General features: G+C 77.3%; 9 protein-coding genes. 1 reads left to right on the top strand and 8 read right to left on the bottom strand.

Features of this window, described 5'->3' with window-relative positions; genetic code table 11:
- Positions 1-131: 131 nt before the first annotated feature.
- Positions 132-743, top strand: coding sequence for a GDSL-type esterase/lipase family protein (locus ACI784_RS24860; RefSeq protein WP_457015298.1), 612 nt, complete (start codon positions 132-134; stop codon positions 741-743).
- A gap of 42 nt (positions 744-785) precedes the next feature.
- Here ACI784_RS24860 and ACI784_RS24855 read toward each other — a convergent pair whose 3' ends face one another.
- The 8 genes from ACI784_RS24855 to ACI784_RS24820 form a co-directional block, all read right to left on the bottom strand.
- Positions 786-1,937, bottom strand: a complete 1,152-nt coding sequence (locus ACI784_RS24855) for a cation:proton antiporter (protein ID WP_457015297.1) — start codon at positions 1,935-1,937, stop codon at positions 786-788.
- 12 nt (positions 1,938-1,949) lie between these two features.
- Positions 1,950-2,435, bottom strand: coding sequence for a cation:proton antiporter regulatory subunit (locus tag ACI784_RS24850; protein WP_457015296.1), 486 nt, complete (start codon positions 2,433-2,435; stop codon positions 1,950-1,952).
- 29 nt (positions 2,436-2,464) lie between these two features.
- Entirely contained in the window at positions 2,465-5,287 is a 2,823-nt protein-coding gene (locus ACI784_RS24845; RefSeq protein WP_457015295.1) for an FAD-binding and (Fe-S)-binding domain-containing protein, read from the bottom strand.
- A 43-nt stretch (positions 5,288-5,330) separates the two neighbouring features.
- Positions 5,331-5,972: a response regulator gene (locus ACI784_RS24840; protein WP_457015294.1), complete on the bottom strand. Its 642-nt coding sequence runs from the start codon at positions 5,970-5,972 to the stop codon at positions 5,331-5,333.
- Positions 5,969-7,369 carry a sensor histidine kinase gene (locus ACI784_RS24835; protein ID WP_457015293.1) on the bottom strand — a complete coding sequence of 467 codons (1,401 nt, stop codon included), beginning with the start codon at positions 7,367-7,369 and terminating at the stop codon, positions 5,969-5,971. Before ACI784_RS24835 ends, ACI784_RS24840 begins: the two co-directional genes overlap by 4 nt.
- Positions 7,370-7,497: 128 nt before the next feature.
- Positions 7,498-8,031: a glycosyltransferase gene (locus tag ACI784_RS24830; RefSeq protein ID WP_457015292.1), complete on the bottom strand. Its 534-nt coding sequence runs from the start codon at positions 8,029-8,031 to the stop codon at positions 7,498-7,500.
- Between the two features lie 152 nt (positions 8,032-8,183).
- Entirely contained in the window at positions 8,184-9,470 is a 1,287-nt protein-coding gene (locus ACI784_RS24825; RefSeq protein ID WP_456925014.1) for a hydroxyacid-oxoacid transhydrogenase, read from the bottom strand.
- 114 nt (positions 9,471-9,584) lie between these two features.
- Positions 9,585-10,640 (bottom strand): NAD(P)-dependent alcohol dehydrogenase, encoded by a 1,056-nt coding sequence (locus ACI784_RS24820; RefSeq protein WP_457015291.1) that lies wholly within the window; start codon positions 10,638-10,640, stop codon positions 9,585-9,587.
- Positions 10,641-10,769 lie beyond the last annotated feature (129 nt).

Here is a 10,769-nt window from a genome sequence, read left to right as displayed (position 1 = left end):
CGGGGCGGCGCGGTAGCGACGCGGCCAAGCCCGCCCCCCCCCCCCCCCCCCCCCCCCCCCCCCCCCCCCGCCCCCCCCCCCCCCCCCCCCCCCCCCCCCATGGCGGAGCACCTGCTGTTGTTGCACACAGCGTGATCCGCCTCGCCCTCCTCGGTGACTCCCTCGCGTACGGTTCCGGCGCCGCCCGGGTGCAGGACACCCTCGGCCCTCGACTGGCGGACGCGCTGCGCGACGCCGGCTTCGACGTCGACCTGACCGTCCTGGCCGTCCCGGGCGCCGTCTCGCGCGACCTCGCCGCGCAGGCCCGCCGCGCCGAGCCGCTGGCGGTCGACCTCGCCGTCGTGGTCGTCGGTGCCAACGACCTCGCCCGCATGGTGCCGCCGGTGCAGGCGGCCTCCGCCCTGGCGGCGGCTCTGGGCACCCTCCGCGCGAGCGGGGCCGACGTTGTCGTCGTCCCGGCGCCGGACATGTCGGTCGTGCCCTTCGTGCCCCCGGCGTTCCGCGGGCTCGTGCAGGCCGCCTCCACGCAGCTGCAGCGCGAGCAGGCCGCCGTCGCCCGGGCCGCGGGCGCGCGGGTCGCGGGCGTGTCGGACGCCGTGGCCACCGCGTTCTCCGCGGACCCGGCGATGTTCTCCGCCGACCGCTTCCACCCCTCCTCGGCCGGCTACGCCGTCATCGCGGCCGCGCTGGCCCCCCACGTCGTGGCGGCGGCCGTCGCCCGACGGGACGACGCCGCCGCCTGACCGATCCCCGCGATCACGGCGCTGCGGCGGGGGACGACGTGATCAGGCCGCGGCCCGCAGGTCGCGGGGCTCGACGAGGCGGGTGAGGACCGGCCCCAGCACCGCGAGGACCAGCACGTAGCCGGTGGCCACCGGCCCCAGGTCGGTCACGCCCGCCGCGACAGCCAGGCCGGCGATGACGATCGAGAACTCCCCGCGGGCGACCAGCGCCGTCCCCGCGCGCAGCCGCCCGGGCGCGCCCACGCCGTCCCGGCCGGCGGCGAACCAGCCCGTGACCAGCTTCGTCCCCGTCGTGACCGCCGCCAGGGCCAGCACGGCGGGCAGCACCGGCAGCACCGCGCCCGGGTCCGTGGACAGCCCGAAGGCGACGAAGAAGGTGGCCGCGAACAGGTCGCGCAGCGGGCCGAGGATCGCCCGCGCCCGCTCGGCGAACGACGCCGGCAGCGCGAGCCCGACGAGGAAGGCCCCGACGGCGGCCGACGCGCCCAGCGACTGGGCGAGGCCGGCCACCAGCAGGGTGAGCCCGACCAGCCGGAGCAGCACCTGCTCGTCGTCGGCGGAGGCCAGCAGCCGGCCCAGCCGCTGACCGTGCCGCTGGGCGGCGAGCAGCACCAGCACGACGGCGCCCACGGCCAGACCGGCGCCGCCGACCGCCGACACCGGTCCGCCGCCGGCCAGCGCGACGACCAGCAGGGGCAGGAACAGCGCCATCGCGAGGTCCTCGAGCACGAGCACCGACAGCACTGACGGGGTCTCGCGGTTGGCCAGCCGGCCGAGGTCGCCGAGCAGCCGGGCGACGATCCCCGACGAGGAGATCCAGGTGACGCCGGCCAGGGCCAGGGCGCCCTGCCAGGGCAGGCCGAGCAGCAGCCCGGCGACGAAACCGGGCGGGGCGTTGAGCAGCAGGTCGACCGCCCCGGAGGGGCCGTGCCGGCGCAGGGAGGAGAACAGCTCGTCGGCGGAGAACTCCAGGCCGAGGGCGAGCAGGAGCAGCACCACGCCGATCTCGGCGGCGGCCTCGATGAACGGCTGCGCGGTGGCCAGCGGCACCAGGCCGCCGTCCCCGAGCGCGAGCGCGGCCACCAGGACGAAGGGCACCGGCGAGAGGCCGACCCGGCGGGCCAGCAGGCCCAGCAGCGACAGGCCGAGGAACAGCAGCCCCAGCTCGACCAGCAGGGCCGCGACGTGGTCCACGCCGGCCGCGCCTCAGGCCGCGCCGGCCAGGCGCCGCTCCAGCTGCTCCAGGCCGGTCTGCGAGCCGATGGCGACCAGCACGTCGCCGGCCCGCAGCAGGTCGGCCGGCCCGGGGGAGGGGACCACGTCGGTGTCCCGCACGATCGCCACCACGGAGCAGCCCGTGAGCGTCCGGGCCCGGGTGTCCCCGAGCGGCCGGTCGGCGAACGGGGAGCCGGGCGGGATAGGGAAGTGGCCGGACTCCAGCCCGGGCACCTCGCGGGACAGGTCGGCGAAGCGCTGGGTCAGCCGGGGCGCGCCGAGCACGTCGGCGACGGCGTCGACCTCCTCGGCATCCAGCCGCAGGACGCTGCGGGCACGGTCGGGGTCGCGCCGGTCGTAGACGGCGACCTCGGCCGCCCCCTCGCGGCGGATCACGATCGCGAGGAGGTCACCGGCGCGGGTCTGCAGCTGGTACCGGACGCCGACGCCGGGCAGCAGGGTCTCCTCGAGGTCCACCGGCGCATCGTGGCAGACCGCCGCCGCGGTCACCGTCCGGCGAGCAGCTGCGCCAGGTGCAGCGCGCGGCGGCCGGCCAGGTCGTCGAGCTGGGTGCGGCAGGAGAACCCGTCGGCGAGGACGACGGCGTCCGGGCCGGCCTCCCGGACGGCGGGCAGCAGCTGGTGCTCGGCGATGGCGACCGAGACCTCGTGGTGGCCGCGCTCGACCCCCCAGTTGCCGGCCAGCCCGCAGCAGCCGCCGACCCGGCGCACCGCGGCGCCGGCGTCGCGCAGCAGCCGCTCGTCGGCCGACCACCCCAGCACGGCGGAGTGGTGGCAGTGCGGCTGCGCGACCACCTCGATCCCGGCCAGGGACGGCGGAGTCCAGTCCGGCGTGTCCCGCAGCAGCTCGGCCAGGGTGCGGGTGGCCGCCGCGACCCGCTCGGCGGCGGACCCGCCGACCAGCTCGAGCGCCTCGCCGCGCAGCACGGCGGTGCAGGACGGCTCGACGCCGACGATCGGCACCCCGGCGTCGGCCAGCGGGGCCAGCAGCTCGACCGTGCGGGCCAGCGTGCGGCGGGCGCCGTCCAGCTGGCCGGTGGTGATCCAGGTGAGCCCGCAGCACGCCTCGGCCGGCGGCACCTCGACGCGGTAGCCGGCCGCCGTCAGCACGTCGGCCGTCGCCTCGGCGACCTCGGGGGCGAAGTGGTCGGTGAACGAGTCCACCCACAGCGCGACCGGCCGGCCGTCACCGCCCGCCGGCCGGTCGGCCCAGCTCGCGCGGAAGGTGCGGGGCGCGAAGGCCGGCAGGCTGCGCCGCTGGTCCACGCCGGCCCCCCACTTGGCGGCCCGGCCGCCGAGGCGGGAGGTCATCACCGCGTTGACCAGGCGCGGGGCCCGGGCGGCGAGGTCCGCCCAGCGCGGCAGCCATCCCAGCGTGTAGTGCGAGCGCGGGCGCACCCGGCGGCGGTAGCTCTGGTGCAGCACCTCGGCCTTGTACGAGGCCATGTCCACGCCGGTGGGGCAGTCCCGCGAGCAGCCCTTGCACGACAGGCACAGGTCGAGGGCGTCGTGCACCTCGGGGGAGCGCCAGTCGCGCACCGGCCCACCGGGGGCGAGCATCTCCTGCAGCACGCGGGCCCGGCCGCGGGTGGTGTCCTTCTCCTCGCGGGTCGCCGGCCACGACGGGCACATCACGCCGCCGGAGGCCTGCAGGTCCGCCCGGCACTTGCCGACGCCGGTGCAGCGGTGGACGGCGGCGGAGAAGTCCCCGCCGTCGTGCCGGTAGGCCAGCGCCAGGCCGGTGGTCTGGCGGGGCGCGGCGGCCACCCGGATGTCGTCCTCGACGCGGGCCGGCCGGACGAGCACCCCGGGGTTGAGCACGTCGCCGGGGTCGAACACCGCCTTGACCCGCTCGAACAGGCCCAGGACGTGCGGGGAGTACATCGAGGCCAGCAGCTCACTGCGGGCCCGGCCGTCCCCGTGCTCGCCGGAGACCGAGCCGCCGAAGCGGGCGACCAGCGCGGCGGCGTCGGTCACGAACGCGCGGTAGGCCTTCCGTCCGCGGTCGGGCCCGTGCCCCAACGGGAAGTCGATCCGCACGTGCACGCAGCCGTCGCCGAAGTGGCCGTAGGGGACCCCCTGCAGGCCGTGCGCGCCCAGCAGCTCCTCGAACCCGCGCAGGTACTCGCCGAGCCGCTCCACCGGCACCGCGGCGTCCTCCCAGCCGGCGTGCGCGGGGCGGCCGTCGGAGGTGCGGGCGGCCAGGCCCGCGCCGTCCTCCCGGATCCGCCAGATCGCCGCGGCCTCCGCCGGGTCGGTGACCACCAGGGAGTCCAGCGCCCCGGCGTCGCCGAGCACGCCCTTCGCCTTGGCCTCGATCTCGGCGACGGTGTCGCCGGTCAGCTCGACGATCAGCCAGCCGTCGCCGCGGGGGAGCTCCGGGACGACGGCGGCGGGGACGTCGCGCAGCCGCTGGACGATCCGCTGGTCGAGCCCCTCGCAGGCGGTCGGCTCGTGCCGGAGCAGGGCGGGGGTGGCGTCGGCGGCGTCGGCCATCGACGGGTAGCCGAGGACCACCAGACCGCGGAAGGGCGCGTCGGCCACCAGCCGCACGGTCGCGCCGAGCACCAGGGCCAGCGTGCCCTCGCTGCCGACGAGGGCCTTGGCGACGTCGAAGCCGCGCTCGGGCAGCAGGTGCTCCAGCGAGTAGCCCGACACCTGGCGGCCGAAGCGCCCCAGCTCGGTGCGGATCGCGGCCAGCTCGCCGTCCACCAGGGTCCGCAGGTCGGTGAGGACGCCGCCGTCCGGGGCATCGCCCCCCGGGCCCAGCCGCAGCCGCTGCCCCCCGCCGGTGACGACGTCGAGGCCGACGACGTTGTCCGACGTGCGGCCGTAGCCCAGGGCCCGGGAGCCGCAGGCGTTGTTGCCGATCATCCCGCCGATCGTGCAGCGGTTGTGGGTGCTCGGGTCGGGGCCGAACCGGAGCCCGTGCGGCGCGGCGGCCTTCTGCAGGGCGGCCTGGACGAGGCCGGGGTCCACGGTCGCCGTCCGGGCCTCGGGGTCGATGGCGCGGACCCGGGAGAGGTACCGGCTGGTGTCGACCACCACGCCCGGGCCGACGGCGTTGCCGGCGATCGACGTGCCCGCACCGCGTGCGGTGAGCGGCACGCCGGTCTCCCGGCAGACCGCGAGGGTGGCCTCGATCTCGTCGGGGTGGCGGGGCCGCACCACCACGCGCGGGAGCACGCGGTACAGGGAGCCGTCGGAGGAGTACAGGGCCCGGGCGAGGCCGGAGTCGTCGACGTCGCCGACGCCGGCCCGGCGCAGCGAGGAGAGCAGGTCGGCGTCGGTAGCAGCGGCCGCAGTCACCCCGTCAGTCTCGGTGCCGCGGGTCCGCCGCCGCGAGCGGGGGTCAGCGCGCCAGGCTCGTGGGGTCCTCCGGCAGGTGCGTGCGCGCCCAGAGGGCCGCCGAGGTCCGGTCCCGGACGCCGATCCGCTGGAACACGCTGGTCAGGTGGGCCTTCACGGTGCCCTCCCGGATGCCGAGGGCCCGGGCGATCTGCTTGTTGGCCAGGCCGCGGCCGACCAGCGCGAGGACCTCCTGCTCCCGCTCGGTGAGCTCGGCCGTCCGGGGCGGGGTGCGCCGGGCGTGCAGGACGGTGCGGGCCACGCGCGGGTCCAGCGGCGAGTGCCCCTGGGCGGTGGAGCGGATGGCGGCCAGCAGGTCGGCGGGCTCGGTGTCCTTGAGGACGTACCCGCCGGCGCCCGCGTCGAGCGCCTCCATCACCCGCTGCTGGTCGGAGAAGGAGGTCAGCACGAGCACCTCCACGTCGGGGTGCTCCTCGACGATGCGGCGGGTGGCCAGGACGCCGTCCATCACCGGCATGGACAGGTCCATGAGCACCACCCGCGGCCGCAGGCGGGCCACCTCGGCCACCGCCTCGGCGCCGTCGGCGGCGGTGCCCACGACCTGCATGTCCTCGGCCGCGGCGATCAGCCCGGACAGGCCCGAGCGCATGAGCGCGTGGTCGTCGACCACCAGGACGTCGATCACGGGAGTGGCACCTCCAGGCGCAGGGTGGTCCCGGACCCCGGCGCGGTGCGCAGCCACAGGGCGGCGCCCTCGGCGGCGGCGAGGTCGGCGAGCAGCCGCAGCCCGAACCGGCCGCCGTGCCCGTCCGGGTCGGGCGCGGCCTCGAACCCGACGCCGTCGTCGGTGACCTCGCACACCAGGGCGTCGGCGCGCTCCTCCACCGTCACGTCCACGCGGCGGGCGGAGGAGTGCTTGGCGACGTTGCGCAGCGCCTCCTGGACGGTGCGCAGGACCAGGGCGGCGGCGGCCGGTGGCGGGTCCAGGTCGTCGGCCACGTGCACCCGGACGTCGACGCCGCGCGGGCGCAGCCGGCCGGCGAGGTCGGCCAGGGCCATGGGCAGGCCGGAGCGGGCGAGGTCGGGCGGGTGGATCTCCACCAGCAGGGAGCGCAGGGAGCCCACCGACTCCCGCAGCGCGCCGGCGGCCTGGCTCAGCACCTCCGCCTCCGGGTGGGGGCAGCCGCAGGCGGAGGGCCCCCGCAGCTCGTCGGCGGCGCGGGCGACGAGCAGGGCGGAGGCCGAGACGTCCTGGACGATCCCGTCGTGCAGGCTCCCCGCGATCCGCCGCCGCTCCTCGGCGGAGGCGTCCAGCGCGCGGGCCTGCAGCAGCTCGCGCTCCCGCTGGGTGGCCCGCAGCTGGGTCACCATCCGGCGCACCAGGGGCAGCTGGACGGCGAGGAGGGTGAGCCCCACGGCCATCGAGATGGGCGCGAACTCCCACCAGATCTCGAACTGCCGGGAGGTGGCCTGCTGGTACACCGAGTAGGTCTCCAGAAGCAGCGGCTGCCCGTCGGGGCCGGCGATGTGCCGGTACACCTCCAGGAGTTGGCCGAAGGAGCGCTCGAACCGGTTCTCCGGGCGGGTGAGGTCGCTGACCTGGGCCCGCGTGACGCCGTCGCGCAGCGCGGTCCGGTCGTCCTCGTCCAGCCCGTAGGTCTGCCCGACGAGGCGGGGCTCGTCGGAGTAGACGATGCGCCCGTCCGCCGTCCAGATCTTGACCCGCACGATGCCGACGGAGGGCAGCCGGTCGCGCATGCGGGCGTCGAACGTCTGCAGGGTCTGCGGGTCGCCGGCGAGCAGGCCGTCGTCGACGTTGGGTTGCACGAGGACGGCGGCCAGCAGGTCGGTCACGTGGCGGGCGTCGGCCAGCGCCTCGTCCTCGGCCGCCTCGACGCCGGCCCAGACGCCGCCGCCGAGCAGCAGGACCACCGCCACCAGGTTGGCGAGCAGGAAGCGGCCGACCACTCGGCGCACCGACGAGGTGCGGGCCGGGCGGTGGGCGGGCGCGGGCTGCACCAGCGGGACCCAGTCGCCGGTCGGGCGCGGTGCGGCGACCGCCGCCGTCGGGCCGGTGGCCATGGCGTCCCCCTCGCGCGTCGACGCTGCACCCGCCTGTCGGGGAGTTGTGTCATCCCGGGGGGTGGCGGCGCAAGGGACCGGGCGCCCGGCTCCCCCGATCTGGGGGCCCGGGAGGAGGGGCACGCGCCTCACCCGGTGACCCGCTGCCAGGTGCGGCGCAGCCGTCCGCCGTCATCGGCCGGTGGGAGGACGCCCACTGCCCGGCTGCCGGCCAGGCCGATGCCGGCCGCGCGGACCGGGTCGTCGAGCAGCCCGGCGAGGGCCAGGGCGAGGGCGGTCGGGTCGTCCGGGGCGACGAGCAGCCCCGTCTCTCCGTGCCGGATCAGGAGCGGGGGCGCGCCCGCGGGCGTGGCCACGACCGGGCGCGCACTGGCGAGCGCGTGCCGCAGCGCCGGTGGCGGGTACTCCCGGCCGCAGGGCGCCCGGTGCGGGAGGACCAGCGCGGCGCAGCGGTGCACCGCTGCCCGGACCGCCGGGGGCGCCAGGGGCCCGCGGAAGCGCACGGCGTCGTCCAGGCCCAGCCGGGCGGCGGCGGTCTGCAGCGCCCGGCGCAGCGGCCCGCCGCCGACGAGGTCCAGGCAGAGGCCGGGCCGGTCCCCGGCCAGCAGCCCGAAGGCGGTCAGCAGCGTGTCGACGCCACCGGCCGGCTCGAGCGGTGCCACGCCCAGCAACGGGCGCGGAGGCCCTCCCGCGCTCGTCGCCATGCCCGTCCTCCCCGTGGCCCCGGTCGACCCCCGCGGCCACTGGACCAGCCGGGCGGTCCGGGACGCACCTGGACAGGAGTCCTACGACCAGGTCAGGGCGCCGCGGCGGGTCACCAGAGGGTCAGCGAGCGGCGGAAGATCCCGGCGACGTCGTCCTCCGTGACGTCCTTGGGGGCGGTGGCCAGCAGGCGCTGCTGCTTCATCGTGCCCTCGACGAGGTCGGGGATGTCGCCCTCGTCGTAGCCGACGGCCCCGATGCCGCCCGGGATGTCGATGTCGCGCATGAGGGCGGTCAGCACCGTGGGCAGGAACTCCGCCGGGTCGTCGGTCTGCTCGGCGCGGGGGTCCAGCAGCCGGGCGGCGCGCAGGTGCCGCTCGGGGTCGGCGTCGAAGGTGAACCGGAAGGCCTCGGGCGCGGTGAGGGCCACCGACATCCCGTGCGGGACCATCGGCTCGTCGGCCGGGTAGTCCTTGGGGTGGAAGTCCTTGACGCGGCCGGCGATCGGGTAGGCGTTGGCGTGCGGGATGTGCACGCCGGCGTTGCCGAACCCCATCCCGGCGAAGGTCGCGGCCATGGCCATCGCCGCGCGGGCGTCGTCGTCCTCGCCGTGCCGGACGGCGGTGCGGAAGGACCCGGCCAGCAGCGAGAGCGCCTTCTCCGACCACATGTCGGCGATCGGGTTGGCGCCGCAGTAGGGCACCCGCTCCTCCGGCCGCTTGTGCTCGAAGGTCGTGTACGGGCGCGCGGTGTAGCTCTCCAGCGCGTGGCAGAGGATGTCCATGCCCGACGCGGCGGTGACCCCGGCCGGCTGGGTCCGGGTCAGCGCCGGGTCGACGACGGCCATGGTCGGGCGCAGCCGGGCGTGGCTGATGCCGGTCTTCACCTTGAGCGCCAGGACGTCGAGCACGCAGATCGTGGTGCTCTCCGCGCCGGTCCCGGTGGTCGTGGGGACGGCGACCAGCGGGTGCAGCGGGTTGACCGGCGCCCGGCCCTCGCCGACCGGCTTGTTGACGTAGTCCATGAGCTCACCGGGGTTGGTGGTGAGCAGGTTGATCGCCTTGGCGGTGTCGATGCTCGACCCGCCGCCCACGGCGACGACCGCGTCCCACGGCCCGTGCTCGCGGGCCCACCCGACGGCGTGCTCGAGGCTCTCGTCGGTCGGCTCCACGTGGGCGCCGTCGAAGACCCGCGCCTCGATGCCGAAGGGCGTCATCTGGTCGGCGACCCGCTGGGGGTGACCGGTCGCGGCCACGCCCGGGTCGGTGACGACCAGCACGCGCCGCGCCCCGGTCAGGCTCAGGTCGTAGCCGATCTCGTCGGAGGCGCCGGGGCCGTACTTGAGCTGGGGTGCGCCGTAGGTGAAGACGCTCTCGGGGGTGGCGGGGGTGTGGGACATGGGCGGGGCCCTCCTCGGACGACGCGGCGGTCGGTGGCACGGTCCGTGTGGCACCCGGGAGTCTGCTGCGGCGGCCCCCGCTCGGCCAGCCCGGCGGGAGGCGGCGGCCCGCGCTCAGCCGGCCGCGGCGTCGTCCGGGACGACGACCGCCCGGCCGGTCACCGAGCCGGCCCGCAGGGCCGCGTAGGCCTCCGGCGCGCGGCTCAGCGGCCACTCGGTGGTCTGCGCGACCAGGTCGCCGCGGGCGGCCAGGGCCAGCACCGCGTGCAGCTCCGGCCGGGTGCCCCAGTACGTCGTCAGGACGCGGATCCCGTACGGCAGCCTCAGCCACGAGACCGGCAGCGTCCCGCCGGCGATGCCGACGACGACGATCGCCCCGTCGATGCCGACCGCGGACGCGGCCAGGGCCAGGGTGCCGTCGGAACCGACCATGTCGAGGACGACGTCGGCGCCGGTGCCCGCGGTGAGATCCCGGATGGCCGCGGCGGTGTCGGCGTCGCTGTCGAGGACGGCGTGGGCGCCCCGGGCGCGGGCCAGCTCCCGCGACTCCGCCCGGGGGTCGACCGCGACCACGGTGGCCCCCGTGGTGGCCCGCAGGACCTGCACGGCCAGGTTGCCCAGCCCGCCGGCGCCCACGACCACCGCCGTGGAGCCCGGTCCGAGGAGGTCCGCGACCCGGGCGATCGCGTGGTAGGGCGTGAGCCCGGCGTCGGTCAGCGGGGCCGCGGTGCGGGGTTCGAGCCCGTCGGGCAGCGGGACGAGGTGCCGGGCGGAGGGCACCAGGAGGTACTCGGCCATGCCGCCGTCGGCGCCCAGCCCGCCGACCGCGGAGCCGCCACCGGGGGCGCGGCAGTAGTTCTCGGCGCCCGCTGCGCAGGAGCGGCAGACCCCGCAGCCCCACGCGCCGTACACGGCGACCGGTTGGCCCTGCTCCGGGCCGCGCACGCCGGGGCCGGTCCCGGCGATCCAGCCGGCGTTCTCGTGGCCGAGGGTGAACGGCAGCTGCCAGGGCATCGCGCCCGGCGGGAACTCGTGCAACACGTGCAGGTCGGAGTGGCACACCCCGGCGCCGCCGACCCGGACCAGCACCTCGCCGGGCCCGGGCCGTGGTGGTTCGAGGTCGCGGAACTCGGGGTCGCTCTGCCAGCCGGTGATCTGCAGGGCACGCACGGGGCCTCCTCGTCGGCAGGTGCTGGGAGGTGGGGGCGGCCCCCGGGGGGGGGGGCCCCCCCGGGCCCCCCTGGGGGGGGGGGCCGCGGTTCAGCCCGACTCGACCCAGACAGACCCCAACCTTTTGTT

The sequence above is a fragment of the Geodermatophilus sp. SYSU D01186 genome (assembly GCF_054050215.1).
The sequence above is the reverse complement of the archived record's forward strand: the minus strand, read 5'-3'. Positions and strand labels throughout refer to the sequence as shown.

Bases quoted from the DNA above. Each gene is read 5' to 3' on its own strand.
- ACI784_RS24835 (WP_457015293.1), bottom strand. From the start codon at position 7,369: ATGGCCACCGGCCCGACGGCGGCGGTCGCCGCACCGCGCCCGACCGGC.
- ACI784_RS24825 (WP_456925014.1), bottom strand. From the start codon at position 9,470: ATGTCCCACACCCCCGCCACCCCCGAGAGCGTCTTCACCTACGGCGCA.